We start from the raw sequence: 17,648 nt of genomic DNA on the forward strand, positions 1-17,648 counted from the left end.
CGGGCCGCAGCAGCCGCACGGTCTCCGCGTCGGCGATCCGCACCGGGGCCGACACCAGAGGCAGGACGGGCGGCCGGTGCCGCTCCTGCGCCGGGCTCTCCCTGTCGCTCTGTTTTGCCTGGTCAAGTGCCACGGAACATACTGGGATGAGTGGATCACTGGGGATCAGTGGAGGCAGTGTGGTCAGTGGTGATGAGGTTACGCATCCTGCCTTCGGCACTCTGCGTAGCGCTCAAGAAGGTAGACCAATTTTGCTGCGGGCGCAAGGGTGGGGAAAACCGAAGTGCCCCCTCCGGAGAGGGGGCACTTGGCGGGGCCGTTCTCAGTGATCGTGTTCGGTGTCACCTGTCGCCCAGCTTTCCCACTCGGTGGGCTGAGCCTTCGTCAGGGTCTCGCGGCGGTACTGGGCGCTGCTCCGGGGGGTGTTCAGGGTGGTGGCCAGGCTCTGCACCGTCCCGCCGGCGGTGGCGTGCGTGCGGATGAGGGAGTCGCGGATGCCTTCGAGCCGGGGGAGCAGTTGGGTGTGGAGGTCTGTGAGCGGCTGGGTGAGGTCGGCGGGGTCCAGGTCGGTGCCGGCGGGGCCGGTGCGGAGCCTGGCCATGGCGGTGAGAGCGGAGTGGAGCCAGGTGGCCATGGCCTCGGCTTCGGGTCCGAGCGCTTGGGCCTGGTCCTGGGTCAGGCTGATGGTGATGTCGTGGGTCTGGTCTGGCGTCACTTGTCCTTCTTCTTGCGGTCGTTGCGGGCGGTGGTGATGGCGTCGGTGATGGCGGCGGCGTTCTCGCCGGTGGTGCCGCTGCCCTCCATCACAGCGTAGAGGTAGGTCTTGGAGGCCCTGCCGATGCTCTCCTCGGTGCCCTTCTCGACGTCGGACACGATGCTCTCGGCGTTCCGCTTGAAGAAGCCCATGGTGTTCTCCTTGGTTGGGCCGCCCTGGGTGGCGGCTAGTGCCCCGGCCGGGAGTCGGACCCGGCCTGCGACCATCGGGGCTGCTGTCTGGGTTAGGCGGCGAGCGCGCGGCCGGCGGCTGCGATCAGCTCGTCGGTGGAGCGGATCGCGTTGTCGCGGGCGGTGGCGAGGACGTCGCTGGCGATGGCTCCGCGGAGGGTGTAGGTGGTCTCGGCGGCCTGGCGCGCGGCGGGGGCGAGGGCGGGGAGGAGGAGCTGGACGCGCAGGAGCGGGGCGGTGATGGCGGAGCGGGTGCGGTGGCTCTCGGTGCGGGCGTCGGTCCAGTCCTCGCCGCGGAGGCGGAGGTCTTCGCGGACCCACATGGCGCGGCGGTGGTCGGACAGTGCGGTGACGAGGTCGGTGAGGGCAGTGAGGCCCTCGGCGGTGCGGGCAGCGGCGGCGTCGGAGCGGCGGGTGGCGCGCTGGCTGATGTGCTGGATGGTGCCGGTGACGATGGCGCCGAGGAGGGTGCCGAGGATGGCGACGATGGTGGCGAGCATGGTGGTCTCCTCCGGGGTTTGTACGGAACTTCGTACATGGAAGACTGTAGGGCTTGTACGGACTTCCGTACAAGCTCCTTGTCCAAGATCTTTCCGCAGGCCAAAACCCACGGAAGGCACTGCACCACTGAAGCTCAGTGGACACAGTGCCTTCCGTGAGGTCAGCGCATGAGGATCGCGGCGGCGATGGCGACGACCGCGACGAGGGCCGTGTCGCCCGCGATGCGGAGCAGCTGCATCTTGCGCAGGGCGATGCGGGCCAGGGTCTGGAGGCGGGTGAGGCGGTGGTCTCCGGCCAGGGCCTCGGCGAGGTCGGCGGGGTCGGCCTGGGCGAGGTAGATGTAGCCGCCCCGGTCGGCCGGCCCCCGGCTTGTGAGCCTGGGCCGGATGACGAGGAGCGCCAGGATGACGCTGGCGATCAGGGCGGTGGCGCCGATGACGGCGGCGGCCAGGCCGAGGCCGCTGAGGTTGGTGCCCGCGATCCCGAGGGCGGCGACGAGGAGTCCGTCCAGGGTGAGCAGTAAGCCCGCCTTGGTGTCGGTGCGGGTCAGGTCGGCGGCGGTGTAGGCGAGGGCCTCGTCCAGGGTGGCGGTCATGGTTTCTTCTCCTTGTCTGGCACTGACTTCCAGTGAGATCAGTGGATGCAGTGCATTCAGTGGGTTACGGCGGCGGCCTCGTGGAGGCTGCTGTACGGCCCTGTGAGGCCCGAATGCGGCTCCCGGGCCCGAGGGGGCCGGACCGGACGTGCTGGCCTCGTAGGGGGCTTGTCAGGCGGTGTCGTCCTTGGTCTGCCAGACCCAGCCGCGGACTGTGCGGGCGGTGGCGGTGGCGGACTCGATGCGGTCGGGGAGGTCGTCAGTGGCCCACGCGCGGTACTGGGCCCACTGCAAGGTGACGGCCTTGAGGGCCTTCTCCCGCTCCTTGATGAGGCGGACGGCGGCGCCGCCCAGGAGCGCGTAGACGGCGATCAGGAGCCAGGTCCACAGGTGGAGCTGGTGGATCTGCCAGAGCACTCCGGCCGCGATGTTGAGGACGAGGAGGCCGGCGCCGGTCCCGGCGGCGGCACCGGCGGCGATGGCCAGCCGGGTCGGCAGGGGAGCCTTTTCGGTGGTCTGCTCCTGGGCGGATTCCTCAGTCGGCTCCGGGAGGGTTTTCACGAGGGTGAGTTCGGCGGGGCTCATGCGTCCGGGCTCCTGGTCTCGGGGTGTACGGGGTATCCGCGTTTTTCGAGTCGGGTGGCGAGGGCCGAGGCTGCTTCCTCGTTGGTCAGCTCAAGATTGAAGAACTGTCGGGCCTTTTCCTGTACGTCTCGGATGGTGACCTTGTCGCCGGTCCATTCGCAGTCGATGGCGGCATCGGCGGAGAATCCCGTCATTTTCAGCTTGTGCAGAATCCCTCGGCATCTCTGGATTCGCCTTCTCATGAACTTTTTCACGGTTCCTCTTGCCTTTCTTAAACCGGCGGAAATCCTTTATGGATTCCCGCCGGTTTACGTCACTCGGTGCCGGTGTCGGCGGCCTCGGATTCCAGGGATGCCTTGATTCGATTGCGGGCCCAGCGCTCAAGCTCGGTGGGCTCGTAGAGCTTCTCCTTGCCCCTGAGCGCGACGTGGTCGGGGAACTGCTTGTCTCGGGATCGGGCATTTCGCAGGGCCATCAGGTCGCGCTTTTCCTGCGATGTTCCGATGCCCGGCTGGGCGGGGCCGGCCACACCGGCGCAGACCGTGCGGGCGGCCTCGGAGAGGCTGATCGGGTCGGCCTCGGCCTGGTCCGCGGGTCCGTCCAGGTCAGGGGCGGGGACCGCCTTCAGCGGGCGCTCTGATGTGTCGGACACAGCCTGTTCTCCCTGGTGGGTCACCCCGCTGTGTCCGCTGTTCGTTGTGTCGGTGCCCCGCATGAGCTGCTCGATGGAGGGGACGCGGGTGACCGTTCCGGAGGTCGCGTGCTCCTTCGCCTCCTCGTCGGTCATGAAGACGACCTGGGTCTCGTGGGCCTGGCCCGCCAGGACGATCTGGACGCGGCCGGAATGGCGGGACGCCTTCGGAATAGGCGACACCTCGGGAACCAGCATTCGCCATGCATTCTGCGTGTAGCGGGCGAGAATTCGCGCGGTGAATGCCTCTCGCATTTCGGGACCGCCGACAGTCTGAGCGGTGAGGGACTGTCCGATGAGGAGTGCGTGCATAAGCTGCGAGCGGCCCATGAACAGGAACTCTCCGAGCGCCTCCACGGCGGGGGACTCGTTGCCCTTGACGCCTTCCGGTTTGTTCCTCGCCCAGTACTTCGTCAGCCGCTTCCGGAGGGTGTTGGCCTCTTCGAGGATCAGGAGGATGCGCGGGCCCATGGGAAGGGGAAGTTCGCCGCGCAATTCGCGGTGGACGTTCTCCTCGGCGATGGCCATGCGGCGGTTTCCCTCGTGGGCCAGGGCCAGCAGAAGGAAATGGGCGTCTTCTTCGCTGCGGATGTACATCAAATTCTTGAGCCCATAAGCCCATTTGTGGGAAGTCCGCTTGAAGTCGATGAGGAATGCGATTCCGCCGTGGTGGAGAACCTGGGCCGCGAATGCCTTTGCCAGTACGGACTTTCCGCCGCCGGGTGCGGCGGAGAACATGATGTGCGGGCTCTCGTCGTCCAGGTCGATGGAGACCGCGACGTCACGGTGAGACAGGCCGAGGAAAGGCGCCGAGGCCGGCGCCTTGCGCACCCGCTCGGCGACCTCGGGATCGGAGTACATGACACGCTGCGGGGCCCGGGGCGCCTGGGTGAAGGTGATGTGGTGCTTGCCGCCCTTGAGCCGCACGGTGGCCTTCACATCCTGGAGAGCGAGCTTGCTGGTGACAGCCTGGACGACGGCGCTGGCGTCCGAGCCGGGCGCCCAGGTGCCGGGCAGCTCGACACGGACGACGTCCCCGGCCCGCTCTGCGTAGTCGGCGGGGACCTTGAGGTAGTCGGACGGCTTCACGCCCTCCGGCAGCCCCAGCAGGCCCCGGAGCACGACGTGCAGGGGCCAGATCCACTCCTTGCGGTGCTTCCACGTGACCATCCCGTCCATGCCCCGGAAACCGGCCCAGGAGGCCGCTGCGGCTGCGGCGCCGGTACCGGAGAGCTGGAGGCTGTGCAGGGTCTCGGCGGGCTCCACAACGGCCGCGTAGCCGGTCCCGCCCAGGACCAGGCCGCCGAACGCACGCAGGCCCGCCACCTCCAGGCGGGTCAGGTAGTCCCAGGAGTGGGGCATCCGGCCGTCGTCCCGCTTCGAGGTGAGCGGGGTGCCCCGGTGGGTCCAGGTGCGATCGGTGCGGGGCCGTCCGTCGAGCGTGTCGCCGGAGACCGCGCGCCAGACGAAGGCCGCGCGGCGGGCGATCTTTCGCCAGTCGGTCGGTTTCCGGGGAGGGCGGGTGCCGGCCGCGGTGGTCGGTGCGAACATCGGGGGGACTCCTCTGAGGCTCTCTGCGGGGCTGTGCGGGGTCACCCGGGGACCGGCTGCTACCCGGCCCCCGGAGGGCCCGTCCGCCTCCTGCTACGGGGCGGACGGGCCGGGGAAGGGCCGTCCGGCTGCTACCTCGGACGGTCCTGGCACTTGCTACAGGTGGTTCCGGACAGGGCCCGTGTGACAGTCGGCCCCGACTTTTTTCAGGCGATCGGGCCGCCCCGCCCGCCGGAGCGGTCGACCAGGAGCACGTCGCTGTCCTCGGGGGTCCCGGCCCGGTCCATGACGGCCTGTCCGGCGGCGGCCTTCCCGCTGCGGGCGCCCAAGCCGAGGAGCGGGGAGGCGGCGGCGAGCTGAGCCCAGACGGCGGCGGCCTGGATGAGGAGGCCCGCCTCCTGGCGGTCGCGGGCGACCTGGTCGAGCTGGCGGTCGGTCATGCTGTAGTGCGGGGAGGTGTTGGTCTTCTCGACCAGCTGCTCGGCCCGGTCCAGGGCGGCCTGCGCGCGGGCGGTGAAGGTCTGGCGGTCGGTCATCTCGGTCTCCTGGTGGTGTCTCATGGCCGGTCAGGCCGGGTGTGTCGGGCGGGTGTTGTGCTTGACAGCGGGATTAGGCTGAGACTGAACCGCACGTAGGAGGATCTGAGGACTCAGCCACTCCCCCCGCCCCGCCCCTTCCGGCGGGGTTTTCCGCGTTCAGGGGCGGGGTTCAGCCGGTCAGAGGTAATGGCCGGTGCCGGCCGTCTCCTCGGCGGCGGCGCGGGCCTTGTCGATCTCGGGCCGCTGGCGGGTGATCTCCCGCCTGACGCTGTAGCGGTTGGCGTCGGGCAGGGCGGTCATGACATGGGCGGCGATGGCGTCGGTGTCGGTGGTGCCGCCCTTGACGGCCTGACGGACCGCCTCGGCGATCGTGGCGGGAGGGGTATTGCCCGAAGGCTTGCCCGCGCCACCGCTGGCGGTACGGGCAAGCCCAGCGGGGGCCTGGGCAACCGAGGCGGGCACGGGCACCGGGGCGGCGGGCTGGGGCTTGCCCAGGTCGGCGGGGCTCTTGCCCAGGTCCAGCGGGACGGGCTTCACCAGGGCAAGAGCGGGCACGGCACCCGTCGTGACCTGCGAATTCTCCGTGCCCGAGTTCTGCCCGATCGTGCCCTCGGGGGCACGGCTGACACTGATCGCAGTGTGTGCAGTGCTCTCCGTCAGTGCAGTGCCCTCAGTGGGCTTGCCCGCCGTCTGGAGCGCGGCGAGCGGGGCAGCCTCGGCGGCGCCCAGGGCACGGACCCGGAGCTCCTGGAACTCCGCGCGGGTCATGCCCAGCGCCTCGGCGGTCTGGCGGTGCTGGTGCTCGATCGCCAGGAGCTCACCCAGGACCAGGCCCTCCGCACGGGCGACCTGACGCTGCACCTGGGCGCGGGCCAGGACGAGCGCGGCCTTGGAGGTCTCGGCCTCCAGCCAGGCCGCGTCCTCGGCGTCCAGGTCGCGGTCGATGTGCTTGAGGACGGCGACCCACAGCACCTTGGCAACCACCGAGACCGCGGCCCCGACCACGGCGAGCGCGATGTCGTCGGCCTTGAAGCCGTGCCAGAAAATGGCGCCGGCGGTCAGGACCACCAGGACGATGCCGAAGCTCCGGGCCCAGGTCCGCTTCTTCCGGTCGTACCGGGCCAGGACCTCCAGGATGATGCAGGTGATCCAGGCCGCGTCGAACAGGGCAGCGGCGGCGTATCCGGGGCCGCCCTTAAGAAGGTCGCCGATGGAGACCGTGGACCACACAATCGCCACGGCGGTCAGGGCCAGCACGACCCCGCCGGCGACCTTGAGGCCGATCACATCCCAGTTCCTCGGGGCGACCGGGACCAGCTTGGAGACCTGCTTGGTGATGCGGTGGGTCTTGCCGTCGCGGGTGACGTCGCTGGTCACCGGCTGAGTCATCTGCTTGAAGCGCAGCATGGGCAGGGTCCTTTCAGGAGGCGGGTGCGTCGGCGCAGGGGACGCACGAGCCGAGGGAAGTCGGGATCACGTAGCCGCACTCTCGGCGGCAGAGCGGACAGGTCCGGCGGGCGCGCATCATGGCGGCGTGCGCCCGCCAGCGGGCCGGGGTCATCGGCCGCACCGGGGCGGCCTGGGCGATGGAGTAGAGGAAGGCGCGGCGGACCGGGCGGATGCCGCCGGTGCGGCGGCCGTACCAGCGGACCTCGGCGGCCACCGGCTGACCGCCGGGACGCAGGCCCTGGGCCCGGAGCTGGCGGCGGGTGGCCAGGCCCTCGGGAGCCAGGCGGCGCGGGTAGGTCGGGACGCCGTGCAGAGTGCCGGTCGGGTCGTACAGCTTCACCGCGGTGCCTCCTTCCTGGAGGCCGGGGACGGGCACCGTCCCCGGCGGGTGAACACGGTCACCACCACATCGAGGGCTTCTTGGGCACGACCAGGTGCGGCGGGCAGCCGCTCCGCATGTGCTCGACGCACCCGGGGCAGTCCTCGCGCGGGCCGAGCCCCTTGTGCTGCTCGCGGCTGTCGTAGGCGTGGAGCCAGCACTGCCGGCACTCGCCGGGCGGGGGGTTGAGGGCCTGGCGGCTGGCCATCACCACCACCCCTTCGCCTTGCGCTCCGCCTTCGCGGTGGCCTCGGCCTGGAGGGCCGCCGCCTTCTCCGCCTCGGCCGCCCGGATGTCGGCCTGGAGGCGCTGGGCGGCGGTGGTCCAGATCGTCTCGACCGCGGCCTCGGCCCGGGCCGAGCTCTTGAGCTTGGTCGCCTTGACGACGACGGCGCCCATGTGGCGGGCCAGCGCCCCCTGGTCACGGACCGGCAGGGCCCACGACTCGCGGGCCTGAACGCCCTTCAGCTTGGCCTCGGCGGTCCGGATGGCCTGGTCCCACTTGCGGGTGTTCGCCATGGTCAGCCCCTCTTCGGGTAGCGGTGGCCGGCGGGCGGGTTGGCGGAGTCGTTGGCGTACAGAGCACGGCCGACGACCTGCTCGAACTGCTCCTTGGCGGGGTCGACTCCCTCGTCGGGCGGGGTGAGACTCGCGCCGAGGCAAGCCATCAGCTCACGGGTGCGGTTGCGGTCGTCGTGCCGCGTCTCGCGGAAGAGGCCCATGTCAGCGGTCCTTCTTCGGGTAGGTGTGGCCGGCGGGCGGGTAGACGGCGGCGAGCCTGCTCAGGAGGCCGTCCACCACGACGGACTCGAAGGCCGGGTCGGCGCCGGGCACGGCCGCGTCGAACGCGATGTCGGCGGCGGCGATGAGGCGGTCCGTGCGGTCCAGGTCGTCGCCGGAGGTCTCCCGGGCCGGGGTGAACCACGACATGTCGCTCATCGGGCACCCCCGGCGGCGAGCTGCTCGCGCAGGGCGGCGGCGGCCTGGCTGGCGGCCTCAGCGGCGGCGGCGGCCTCGGCCGCGCGGGCCAGGGCCTCGGCCGCGGCGGTCTCGGCGGCGGGGTCGTACTCGCTCATGCCGCCGCCCCCGACCCGCTCGCGTAGGCGCCGTTGCGGCGGTAGGCGTAGTCCGCCGCGCTGTTCGCCCGCCGGCACTTCTCGCAGCTCTCGCCCCGCCGCAGGTGGGCCCGGTAGCCCCGGGTCGTCCCGCACACCACCGGCTGCGACCGGACCGTGCCGACCTTGGCGGGGAACCAGGCCGCGATGGTCGCGGCGCCGACGCCGACCATCGGGGCGACGACGCTCCAGCCGTACCCCGCCTCGAAGAGGAGACCCGCCGCGTAGCGGGCCTCGTCGTCGGTCAGCCGGGCACCGGCGCGCTGACCGCGCACGGCCCGCTCGACGGCGATGGTGTCGATGATCGCCAGGCCCTCAGACCCGGCCATGAAGACTGTGGGCGCCGTCATAGACACCCGAAGCCTGGACAAACAGCCCAGGTCATACGATTGAGACACGATCCCTCCACGGATCGAAGAGCCCGACCGGGAGTCTTTGGCGAGAGTCCGGTCGGGCTCGCCTTGTGTTGAGGCGAGTCCGAAACAACTTCCCATAGGAAGCCGCTTCCTGTAGGAAGTTAGGGCATCGATCCGGTATCGTCAAGCACATCCCATAGGAAGTACCGAGGAGGGGTTGGAATGCCGGGAACCGTGGCGGGCATGACCGCCTACATCAAGGCCAGGATCGACAGCGGCACGCTGGTAGCGGGCAACAAGCTGCCGCCCACTCAGGCGCTGGCTCATCAGTTCAACCTGAGCGAGAACGCCGTGTACCGCGCGATCGGCGTCCTCAAGGCCGAGGGCTACGTCATCTCCCAGCAAGGGAAGGGCGTCTTCGTGGCCGATCGCCGCAAGGTCATCGCCGGCCCCCAGCGAATCAAGGGAATTGTCCAGGTGGGCGAAACCATCCACCACAAGAGCAGCACCCGCGTGACGCCCCCGGCCTGGGTCGCCGAGCAGCTGGGCGAGGGCGAGTGCGTCAACCGGGTTCGGACGGTCAACCGTGGCGACCTGATCCTTCAGGCATCACAGTCCTGGGTCCACCTGGACGTGGCCGAGGTCGTGCCGGAAATTCTGGAGCCTGCCGCCTGCGACCCGACCTGGCAGGCCGTTTACGAGGACCGGTCCGGCAAGACGCTCACCGTAACCAAGAAAGAGCTCGACGCCCGCATCGCCACCGAGGAGGACATCACCGACCTCGACCTGGCCCCGGAGGACGGCCCCTACGCTCTCGTCGTCGTCCGAAACATCTACGCCGAGGAGGACAAGGTCCTCGGGGTCGGTGAGGGTGTCTACCGTCCTGGTGTGCCTCTGAGCCTCGCCTGACCCACGTCTAAACAGGCGTAGGCTTCACGCCAATAAACAAGATCGCAAAAAACCGAGAGCTCCTAGGCGGGACTGCTTCGAGTGTTACCAGCACCCGAACCCACCTGGAGCTCTCGGTGACCAAGCCATAGGTCTGCTGCCGAGTGTAGAGCAGGGGTGGGGAGAAATCTCCCTACCCCCGGCTTGATCACTGGACGGCGGGCCTGCTGAGAGATCAGAGAGAGGCCCACGTGGCGACTGAGCCACAGCAGAAGGAGAAGACCCGGAGCCCGCTCGCGCAGCGCCCGGGGCCCGAGATCGCGGTACCGGACGAGTGGCGGTACTCGATCGGCGCGAACGGTCTGACGCGGGGCGCGTACAAGCTCCGCGGCCGGGGAGACGGCGCCCACTGGGCGATGCTGGCCCCGCTGCCGTACGTGACCGAGGTCATCATCAAGCGCGACGGCCAGGGCGACCCCTCCGACCACCTGTACCGGGTGACGATGGACCCGGCCTCAGCGCTGAGCGTCCTGTGCAGCCGCCGGGACATCCAGCGCGGGACCTGGGCCTCACGGCTCGGCGTCCCGCTCTCCCTTGACGACCGGGTCATCAAGGCCGTGGGCACGGCGATCCTCGCCGTCGCCACGGACGCCCCGTGGATGGAGGCCATCCCGGGGTGGAGCAAGGACAGTCTCCACATGCCCTCCGCGAAGTCGGCGCCGAACGGCTACGGGGTCACGGTCGGCACCGAGGAAGAGGCCCGCGAGAAGTGGCCCCGGATCATCGAGCTGCTGTCACGGCCCGGATGCGAGAAGGCCGCCCTGTACGTCGGCGCCGGCCTCGGCGGCCTCTACGTCCGCCGGTTCAGCCGCAAGTCCGCGATCTGGCACGCGTGCGGCAAGACCTCCGGCGGCAAGACCAGCTGCATCACCTGCGTGTCCGCCCTCTTCGGCCCGCCCGAGCGCGTGATGCGGTCCTGGGGCATGGCTCCCATCGCCCTGACCGCCGACCTCCTCAAGCTGGGCTGCCTGACGGCACCTCGCGACGAGTTCGCCAGGGCCGCCCGCCGCACCCCCCGCGACGTCGAGACCCTCGTCTTCGACATCACCGAGGGCGGCGACCGCGTCCGCACGAACCGCGAGACCGGCGAGACCTACACCAACGGCTCCTGGTTCGGGTTCATGCCCTCCACCGGCAACGACTCGATCCTCGACCTGGCCACCGACAACGGCGGCCTGAACGCCCGGGTCATCGAATTGAAGGGCCCCCTGACCGACTCCGGGCCCACCTCGGACAAGATCGTGCTGCTGTCCCAGCAGGCGGCCGGATGGCCGTTCCGCTGGCTCCTGGACGACATGACCGTGGAGAAGGCATGGGCTCACATCGCCCAGGCCGAACGAGACCTGGGCACCGAGACCATGGACGGGCTGCCCCGGCGGATCTCCGCCGTCCTGGCCACCGCAGTCGCCGGCGCCGCGATCCTGGACGACCTCGTCGGCACCGACACCCTGCGGCCCTCGGCCCTCAAAGCCGCCCTGGCCGCCCTGACCGACCTGGTCGCCGAGGCCGCCGACCTGGCGATGGAGCCGAGCGAGAAGCTCCTCGGCGCCATCATGGAGGCCATGGCCTCGGAGCCCGGATCGTTCCCCACCCGCTCCCTGTTCACCGACCCGACCGAGATCCCCGAGGCCCCGATGCGCAACATCATCGGGGTCCGGTACTCCGAGGAACTGCCCAGCGGCATCGAGCGGCGGATCGCCGTCTTCGCGAACAAGCTCAAGCCGCTCGCCGAGGCAGCCGGGATCGTCAGCCCTCGGATCGGCCTGCGCGACCTGCGCGACACCGGCGTCCTGGTCCCCGAAGAGCACGAGTCCCGCAAGGGCCTGACCCAGCGTGTGAACCTGGGCCAGCGGCACGGCCGGGTCGCCTGCTACGTCTTCCGCCAGCCCTCCGACGAGGACCAGCCCACTCCGCCGAAGGTCGGGCCGAGCCCGGCCACCCTGGATGAGGACCTGGCCCCGATGCCCCCGGCTCCGTTCAGCCTCCGGCCTGACGGCACCCCGACCGACATCATTCCGCCCACTCCCGCCACTGCAAGCACTGCAAGCACTGCAAGCACTGCACCCACGGAGACCACTGCTCCGGTCGCAGCCGAGGCCGTTCCGCCCGCGACGGCGACCGCTCCGCCCGCCCCCGACACCGCTCCGCCTACCGGATCGGTCCCTCCGGCCCGGGCCCCGCACACCGCCCGGCCCAAGCCCACCCGCACCGACGTCCGCGCGGTGACCAGCGGCGGCCTGTTCGACCCCGCCACCGGAGCCTTCACCCCCATCCCGGAGCCCGCCACCACGAGCCTGCCCGAGCTGGTCGCCCTCGTCGCCGACGAGACCGGAGGACGCCACACCACCCTGGTCTTCGACACCGACGTCCAGGCCCGCTACGGACTCCTCGGCGACCGCCCCCGCCACACCAAGCCCTGGCACGAGGCATTCGGACCGCTGGTCGAGGCCGGGTGGCACCAGCCCCGCAAGCCCGGCCAGCGTCCCCGCGTCCAGCCGACGACGTCGATCGAGCACCCGGAGCGCAACGGGCACATCCGGCTGACCGTGGCGGGCTGGCTCAAGCCCAGCGAGTTCCCCATGGGCCCCAAGGGCGACACCGCCACAGCCGCCGAGCTCGCTCTCCGCCTCTCCCGGTACGCCGAGCTGACCGGCTGGGCCTTCACCGGAACCGCCGCCAACACCGCCGTCTGGGCCCTGCGCGGCCTCCTGGAACAGACGTCCAAGACATTCATCAAGTGGGTGCCCGACTCCTCCGCCTGGCCGACCTGGGCCGCCGCCGACTCCTGGTCCAGGGTCCTGACCGACCAAGAGCGGGCGATGGGGTTCCTCGCCGGGTACGACGCGGTGAAGAACTACCTGCCCGCCTACAGCCAGGCCATCGTCGCCGGCGCCGAGCTGGTCCACGTGAAGGACCCGGTGTTCGACGAGAAGCAGGCCGGACTGTGGCTCATCCGGGTCCCCGAGTGGCCCCACCCTCTCGTCCCCGCCCCAGTGCACGAGGTCGAGCCCGGCAAGTACGTGTGGGTGACCACCGCCGTCGTCAAGCTGTACGTGGAGACCGGGATCAACCCGGAGATCGCCGAGGCGTGGATCGCCGACGCGGTCGGGTTCGAGGGGTTCCGGGCCTTCACCGGCCAGCTCCGCGACGCCCTCAAGGCCGTGGAGGCCAGCCCCGCCGACGCCGACGAAGTCGCCGTCCGCGACGCCCTCAAAGCCACGTACCGGACCCTGCACGGCAAGCTCCGCAACGACGACCAGTGGGTCCTGCGGCGACCCGACTGGGGCTACGCCGTCCGCGACGCGGCCTGGACCGGCATCCTGCGCAAGGTCTACCGCAGCGCCGGAGTCCTCGGCACCGTCGAGACCCCGCGCTACCCGGCCGCCGTGGACACCGACGAGGTCGTCTACCCGACCGCCGACCCCGACCCCCGCGCCGCCGTCCCCGCCGGCCTCAAGCTCGCCACCGAAGGCGAGCTGCCCGGCCTGGGTCAGTTCCGCCCCAAGACCGCGATGACCACGAAGGAGTGGGAGGAGACCCGTGGCTAAGAAGACACAGCAGACGACGTGGGCCGGTGCCCTGATGGAGAAGCTGACCGGCCGCGCGTCCGGGGGCCACGAGCGGATCGCGAAGAAGCCCGTGGCCGAGCGGCTCGGCTGGCTCTCCAAGCGCAACCGCGGCGACGAGGAGAAGACCGCCGCCGCCGCCGGGGTCACCCGCCGCACCCTGAAGTCGTGGCTGAGCGGCAAGAGCAAGCCGTCCGCGAAGTCGATGGACAAGCTGGACCGGGCCGAGCGGGAGGCCATGACCCGGCTGGTCTCGGCGAAGGACCGCGCGGAGATGGACTCCTCCACCAAACGGATCGGAACCCGCAGCCGCGACGCACGGGTCACCGGCGGCGCCTTCCTGTCCGGGACGATCCGGGTCTCCCAGGACGAGCGCGACCGGCTGATCCTTTTCGGCCGGCACATGCCCAGCGGGTTCATGGACGAGGTCCGCCAGGCGTTCGTGGAGGGCGGGCAGGAGGCCGCCATCAAGAAGATGGAGGACGGCCTGGCCGACCACTACTTCGGCACCAGCGACTTCGAGATCATCAGCGTGGACGAGCTCTCGTTCGACGGGATCAGCGACCCCCTGGGCGACGTCGGCGACGCCGACGGCCGGTACATCTCCGACGTCGAGAGCCTCCGCCCCGGCGACATCCTGGAGGACTGACCACGGCTCAGCAGAGCGGCCCCGTACCCTTTCCCGGTACGGGGCCGCTCTGCTGAGCCGTGGCCGCTGGGGTGTCACGCAGTCACACTGTCACGCCCGTTTTCCCCTCTGACCTGGGCAAACCCCGGGTGTAGAAGCGAGTGTGACAGCGTGACACCCCGAGCGTGACACTAGGCCGCGTCCTCCGCCGCCATCTCCACCAAGCGCTTGCCCACCCTCTCTGAGAGCTCCTCGTCAGCCACCAGCTCCTCGCCCAGGACACGCAAGACCCGGGCCAGAGGGACCTGGGAGAGGTCGTGGTCCGCGGCTGCCTGGTTGCACCAGCGCTTGAGCGCGCGGTGCTGAGTGGGCGACAGATCCAGCGTGACGCGGATGGGTTCGGTGCGGATCTTCTTCGCGGCCTCGGTGGTCCTCGGCGCGGCCGGCTCCTGGCTGCCTGCCTGGGCGTAACGGTTGCGGCGCTTCGTGCTCATCGTGCATCTCCGGGGGTGCGGTCCTTCAGTTCCTTGGCGGCCCGCTCGTACGCGGTGCCAAGCGCCCTCACGCGGGCGCCGCCGGACTGGCGGTACATGTCGTCGTGGAACATGATCTGCGCGTCCAACGTCGCGAAGCCGTGGTTCGCCAGCTCGTCACGGCAGTCCCGGTCCGGGCCGGCCTTCGTCGCCCGGTTCGTGTTCGTCCGGGTCAGGAGGAACACCACCCCTGCCGGCTGGCGGCCCGCATCCTGCCGGGCCTCCTGCATGTCCTCGAGGAAGTCACCGAAGACCGCGTCGCGGAAGAGCCGACGGACCTCCACCGGGCTCGGCGCGATCGGCAGGACCCACAGGTCCGCGAAGAGCAGCGCGCCCTTGGCGATCCGCTCGTGGTCCTCGACCTGGGGGACGTCGATGACGACCGAGCCGCGTCCCCTCGTAATCTCCGGCAGGGTGCGGTGCAGGTCCTTCACCGGCTTGCTGACGACCGGGTACGGCATCCCACCCGCCATCTCGTCCCAGTCCAGGCAGGTCTTGCCCTTGTCCGCATCGATGAGCATCGGGTCGTCGCCCTGCTCGTACAGCGCCTGGGCCAGGAAGATGCCGCTCGTGCTCTTCCCCACACCGGGTTTCTGGCTCACCAGAGCCCATCGGTACACCATGCCCCGTACGCTACTGGATCCCCGTGATGTACTGGATGCAGTACTCCACTGCACCAAAGCGAGTGGACGCGTTTGTACTCCCGTGCACAGCAGTGAGCCCACCGCGTAGTACCCAAGGACCACCCGCCAAGGGGCCCGCCCCTCTACCCTGGACACCCGGCCAGACGCGTACCGCCGGTCACCGAAGCCCCGTCGCCCACGCCGAACGAGGCACACATCGGTCAAGGTCCCCCGGGACCCGCGAAGAACACACCCAGCATCGGCCCTGACGTACCGTCCGGCCGTGAGCGTGGCACCGCCGGCACCCGGAGTACTCATGCCGAAGCACCAGAACACAGCCGCCCGCCGGGCCCGCCAGGCCGCCCGCGAGGGCCGCAAGTACACCACCGCCCTCCGCGACGAGAACCTCGACAACGACCCCGCCTCGGGCCCCCTCCGCTCCGACTGGACCGGGACCGCCCACGACGACGTCGCCGTCTGCGGCCACCACCGCCGCGCGACCTGCGCGGGCTGCCGCCGCTGCACGAGCTGCGACGCCTGCTACTGCTACGAAGACGACCTCTCCTACGGCCCCAGCGACGACCACGACCCCCACCTCGACCACACCCAGCACCAGGACGACTGCCCCGACTGCCAGAGCGACCACCAGCGGACCGAGGGCTACACCCGGTGCTGGAAGTGCGGCCTGGCCTACCGCGACGGCATCGGCGACCACCGCCGCCACAACCCGCCCTACTGCGCGCTCGGCCTGCCGACGTACCCCCTCGGCACCGACTGGAGCTACCTCCTCGGCCAGGACGTCACCCTCGTCGGCCGCTCCTACTCCGTCCACGGCCACGTCCACGCCGACCAGCCCGCACCCGACACCACCGAGTACATGCCCATCATGCGGTTCTACCGGACCGACCCCGGCTACGAGGACACCCCCGGCAACCCCAGCCCGTTCTTCCCCCGCGAGTGGACCGAGGTCCACCCCGCCCCGCCCAGCAGCTCCTGAGCACACACAGGGCAGCCCCCGGCACACAGGCCGGGGGCTGCCCTGTTCCACCCTCAGAAGTCCGAGACAAGCCGCTCGTTCAGCATCCTCACCCACTCCTCGGGCGCCGGCCTCGGATCCGGGCCACGGAAGATGCCTGCGTCCTCCGTCACCAGCGTCAGCACCCGCACCGCGGCCTCACCCGGGTGAGCCTGTTCCACGTGCCGCCGCCCGTCCTCCAACAACGGCGCCATCGGGCCTGATCCCAGAGTGACCCGGCCCACCCCGCAGCACAGCGCACAGCGCACCCACGCCACCATCACACCCGTCACCGCAGACAGCATCGTCACGTCCATACCCGGTCAACGACCCGGCCCTGGTTCAGTTCGCAGCGAGCTGGTTCAGTTCTACGGGCCGCTGGTTCAGTTCGTGCCCGGGCTGGTTCAGTTGCTGGCGAGGAAGTGAACCAGCCCCCCTTCCTGACACCCCTGTGAGCCTCCCAGCCCGTTTCCCCAGGTCACAGCCCTGCCGCGAGTCTATGAGCCCTGAGCCCGTCTCCCCTGCCTCTGCGCGGTGGTTCAGTTCGCCCCCGGGCTGGTTCAGTTCTCTCCCGGAAGTGAACCAGGGCGACGCTGGGCGTTTCCGCAGGTCAGAGCGTTGCTGGTTCAGTTCGTTCGGGGGCCTGGTTCAGTTCTCCGCTGCCTGGTTCAGTTCCCGATCCGAACTGAACCAGGCCCGAGAAGCCTGTTTGCGCAGGTCACAGGCTTGCTGAAGATCGTTTGGTTCAGTTGGTTCAGTTTTTCCCGCCGAACAAGCTATATACGCAACGAACCTGGGGCAGTCAGCAGCCTGCGGCGAGCACTCCCGAGAGGGCGGCGCACTCTCGGGCTCTCCCGCCCCCTGACCGCCAGACGCCGAGGGAGCGGCATCTCTGAGCGGTATACGTGGCCAGCCGTCCGCCGAGCGCGGCCATCATCGTTGTGACTGCCCCGGCTGGCAGGGAGGGGTGGGCCCGTTGGTGATCTTGATTCGCCGTCTGGCGGGCCGCCCTCGGCCCAGCGCCATACCCACGCCGTCCCGGATGCGGGCGCGTCAGGCGACCACCCGGGCCCGGCCTCGGCCGGCGGGGAGCACCTGCTGCCGCGATACGGCCAAGCCCGGCACTCTCGCTCCGCTCGCCCACCCATCGTCTCGGCCGAGCACCCGACCGACCCAAATTGGTCTAGTAACGCTCCGCAAACAGAACCGGCAGCCGGAGCCAGCCCGCGGCACCCCCCGGCCACCAGGACCAGGAACCACTCACCCACGGAAGACACTGACACCACTGACCACCAGGAGGTCACTGAACCTCAGCGACTTCAGTACCTTCCGTGGGCTCTCAACTGCGGCTTTGACTCCCGAAAGGGCTGCGCCCTCTCGGACTCTCCCGCCCCTTCCCCCAGCGGGGCGACGGCTCGGCGGCGCAAAGCGCCACCGAGCCCCGAGAGGGCAAGCCCCCTCGGGCACCCCCGTGACCGCAAGCGGTCACAACCCGTGAGATTGCCGCCTTCGGCGGCACCACCAGCCGAAGGCAGGTACCCCGACACGGGCACCCAGATCTCCCGGCGCCGCAGCGCGTCCCGCAGCGAGACGAGCACGCACAGCTCGTACGGGATGCGCTCGACCCGG

Annotated in this window: 23 protein-coding genes; 4 read left to right on the forward strand and 19 right to left on the reverse strand. The window is 70.2% G+C overall.

Features of this window, described 5'->3' with window-relative positions:
- Positions 1 to 322: 322 nt before the first annotated feature.
- The 16 genes from AB0C99_RS37820 to AB0C99_RS37895 form a co-directional block, all read right to left on the reverse strand.
- Positions 323 to 715 carry a hypothetical protein gene (locus AB0C99_RS37820; protein ID WP_362484764.1) on the reverse strand — a complete coding sequence of 131 codons (393 nt, stop codon included), beginning with the start codon at positions 713 to 715 and terminating at the stop codon, positions 323 to 325.
- Entirely contained in the window at positions 712 to 906 is a 195-nt protein-coding gene (locus AB0C99_RS37825) for a hypothetical protein (RefSeq protein ID WP_362484766.1), read from the reverse strand. Before AB0C99_RS37825 ends, AB0C99_RS37820 begins: the two co-directional genes overlap by 4 nt.
- A 92-nt stretch (positions 907 to 998) precedes the next feature.
- The gene (locus tag AB0C99_RS37830) at positions 999 to 1,445 is read right to left on the reverse strand and encodes a protein kilB (protein ID WP_362484768.1); all 447 of its coding nucleotides are present in this window, start codon (positions 1,443 to 1,445) and stop codon (positions 999 to 1,001) included.
- A gap of 161 nt (positions 1,446 to 1,606) precedes the next feature.
- Entirely contained in the window at positions 1,607 to 2,041 is a 435-nt protein-coding gene (locus AB0C99_RS37835; protein ID WP_362484770.1) for a Pycsar system effector family protein, read from the reverse strand.
- Between the two features lie 171 nt (positions 2,042 to 2,212).
- Entirely contained in the window at positions 2,213 to 2,626 is a 414-nt protein-coding gene (locus AB0C99_RS37840; RefSeq protein WP_362484772.1) for a hypothetical protein, read from the reverse strand.
- Positions 2,623 to 2,820, reverse strand: coding sequence for a hypothetical protein (locus AB0C99_RS37845; RefSeq protein WP_362484773.1), 198 nt, complete (start codon positions 2,818 to 2,820; stop codon positions 2,623 to 2,625). Before AB0C99_RS37845 ends, AB0C99_RS37840 begins: the two co-directional genes overlap by 4 nt.
- Positions 2,821 to 2,939: 119 nt before the next feature.
- Positions 2,940 to 4,868 (reverse strand): pRL2-11, encoded by a 1,929-nt coding sequence (locus tag AB0C99_RS37850; RefSeq protein WP_362484775.1) that lies wholly within the window; start codon positions 4,866 to 4,868, stop codon positions 2,940 to 2,942.
- 206 nt (positions 4,869 to 5,074) lie between these two features.
- The gene (locus AB0C99_RS37855) at positions 5,075 to 5,404 is read right to left on the reverse strand and encodes a hypothetical protein (RefSeq protein ID WP_362484777.1); all 330 of its coding nucleotides are present in this window, start codon (positions 5,402 to 5,404) and stop codon (positions 5,075 to 5,077) included.
- A gap of 180 nt (positions 5,405 to 5,584) precedes the next feature.
- Entirely contained in the window at positions 5,585 to 6,814 is a 1,230-nt protein-coding gene (locus AB0C99_RS37860) for a hypothetical protein (protein ID WP_362484779.1), read from the reverse strand.
- A gap of 13 nt (positions 6,815 to 6,827) precedes the next feature.
- A complete protein-coding gene (locus AB0C99_RS37865; protein WP_362484780.1) occupies positions 6,828 to 7,196 on the reverse strand; it encodes an RRQRL motif-containing zinc-binding protein in 369 nt (122 codons plus the stop codon).
- Between the two features lie 58 nt (positions 7,197 to 7,254).
- Complete coding sequence (locus AB0C99_RS37870; RefSeq protein ID WP_362484782.1) at positions 7,255 to 7,443, reverse strand: pRL2-8; 189 nt, start codon at positions 7,441 to 7,443, stop codon at positions 7,255 to 7,257.
- Positions 7,443 to 7,754: a hypothetical protein gene (locus AB0C99_RS37875; RefSeq protein WP_362484783.1), complete on the reverse strand. Its 312-nt coding sequence runs from the start codon at positions 7,752 to 7,754 to the stop codon at positions 7,443 to 7,445. Before AB0C99_RS37875 ends, AB0C99_RS37870 begins: the two co-directional genes overlap by 1 nt.
- A 2-nt stretch (positions 7,755 to 7,756) precedes the next feature.
- Positions 7,757 to 7,957 carry a hypothetical protein gene (locus AB0C99_RS37880; protein ID WP_362484785.1) on the reverse strand — a complete coding sequence of 67 codons (201 nt, stop codon included), beginning with the start codon at positions 7,955 to 7,957 and terminating at the stop codon, positions 7,757 to 7,759.
- A gap of 1 nt (position 7,958) precedes the next feature.
- Positions 7,959 to 8,174: a hypothetical protein gene (locus AB0C99_RS37885; RefSeq protein WP_362484786.1), complete on the reverse strand. Its 216-nt coding sequence runs from the start codon at positions 8,172 to 8,174 to the stop codon at positions 7,959 to 7,961.
- Positions 8,171 to 8,311 (reverse strand): hypothetical protein, encoded by a 141-nt coding sequence (locus AB0C99_RS37890; protein WP_362484788.1) that lies wholly within the window; start codon positions 8,309 to 8,311, stop codon positions 8,171 to 8,173. Before AB0C99_RS37890 ends, AB0C99_RS37885 begins: the two co-directional genes overlap by 4 nt.
- Complete coding sequence (locus AB0C99_RS37895; RefSeq protein WP_362484790.1) at positions 8,308 to 8,679, reverse strand: hypothetical protein; 372 nt, start codon at positions 8,677 to 8,679, stop codon at positions 8,308 to 8,310. Before AB0C99_RS37895 ends, AB0C99_RS37890 begins: the two co-directional genes overlap by 4 nt.
- A gap of 270 nt (positions 8,680 to 8,949) precedes the next feature.
- Between AB0C99_RS37895 and AB0C99_RS37900 the strand changes: the two genes are divergently transcribed.
- The 3 genes from AB0C99_RS37900 (at position 8,950) to AB0C99_RS37910 (ending at position 13,869) form a co-directional block, all read left to right on the forward strand.
- Complete coding sequence (locus AB0C99_RS37900; RefSeq protein ID WP_362484792.1) at positions 8,950 to 9,615, forward strand: GntR family transcriptional regulator; 666 nt, start codon at positions 8,950 to 8,952, stop codon at positions 9,613 to 9,615.
- A gap of 230 nt (positions 9,616 to 9,845) precedes the next feature.
- Positions 9,846 to 13,202 (forward strand): DUF927 domain-containing protein, encoded by a 3,357-nt coding sequence (locus AB0C99_RS37905; RefSeq protein ID WP_362484794.1) that lies wholly within the window; start codon positions 9,846 to 9,848, stop codon positions 13,200 to 13,202.
- Positions 13,195 to 13,869 (forward strand): helix-turn-helix transcriptional regulator, encoded by a 675-nt coding sequence (locus AB0C99_RS37910; protein WP_362484796.1) that lies wholly within the window; start codon positions 13,195 to 13,197, stop codon positions 13,867 to 13,869. The genes AB0C99_RS37905 and AB0C99_RS37910 overlap by 8 nt, the downstream gene beginning before the upstream one ends.
- Before the next feature lie 170 nt (positions 13,870 to 14,039).
- Here AB0C99_RS37910 and AB0C99_RS37915 read toward each other — a convergent pair whose 3' ends face one another.
- Positions 14,040 to 14,342, reverse strand: a complete 303-nt coding sequence (locus AB0C99_RS37915; RefSeq protein WP_362484798.1) for a hypothetical protein — start codon at positions 14,340 to 14,342, stop codon at positions 14,040 to 14,042.
- A complete protein-coding gene (locus tag AB0C99_RS37920; RefSeq protein WP_362484800.1) occupies positions 14,339 to 14,965 on the reverse strand; it encodes a hypothetical protein in 627 nt (208 codons plus the stop codon). The genes AB0C99_RS37915 and AB0C99_RS37920 overlap by 4 nt, the downstream gene beginning before the upstream one ends.
- A gap of 355 nt (positions 14,966 to 15,320) precedes the next feature.
- On the opposite strand from AB0C99_RS37920, the gene AB0C99_RS37925 reads away from it, so the two are divergent.
- Positions 15,321 to 16,001, forward strand: a complete 681-nt coding sequence (locus tag AB0C99_RS37925; protein ID WP_362484802.1) for a hypothetical protein — start codon at positions 15,321 to 15,323, stop codon at positions 15,999 to 16,001.
- Positions 16,002 to 16,054: 53 nt separating this feature from the next.
- On the opposite strand, the gene AB0C99_RS37930 is transcribed toward AB0C99_RS37925, so the two are convergent.
- Positions 16,055 to 16,324 (reverse strand): hypothetical protein, encoded by a 270-nt coding sequence (locus tag AB0C99_RS37930; protein ID WP_362484803.1) that lies wholly within the window; start codon positions 16,322 to 16,324, stop codon positions 16,055 to 16,057.
- Positions 16,325 to 17,648 lie beyond the last annotated feature (1,324 nt).

It is taken from the genome of Streptomyces sp. NPDC048659 (assembly GCF_040650575.1).
In the GTDB taxonomy this organism is placed as follows: domain Bacteria; phylum Actinomycetota; class Actinomycetes; order Streptomycetales; family Streptomycetaceae; genus Streptomyces.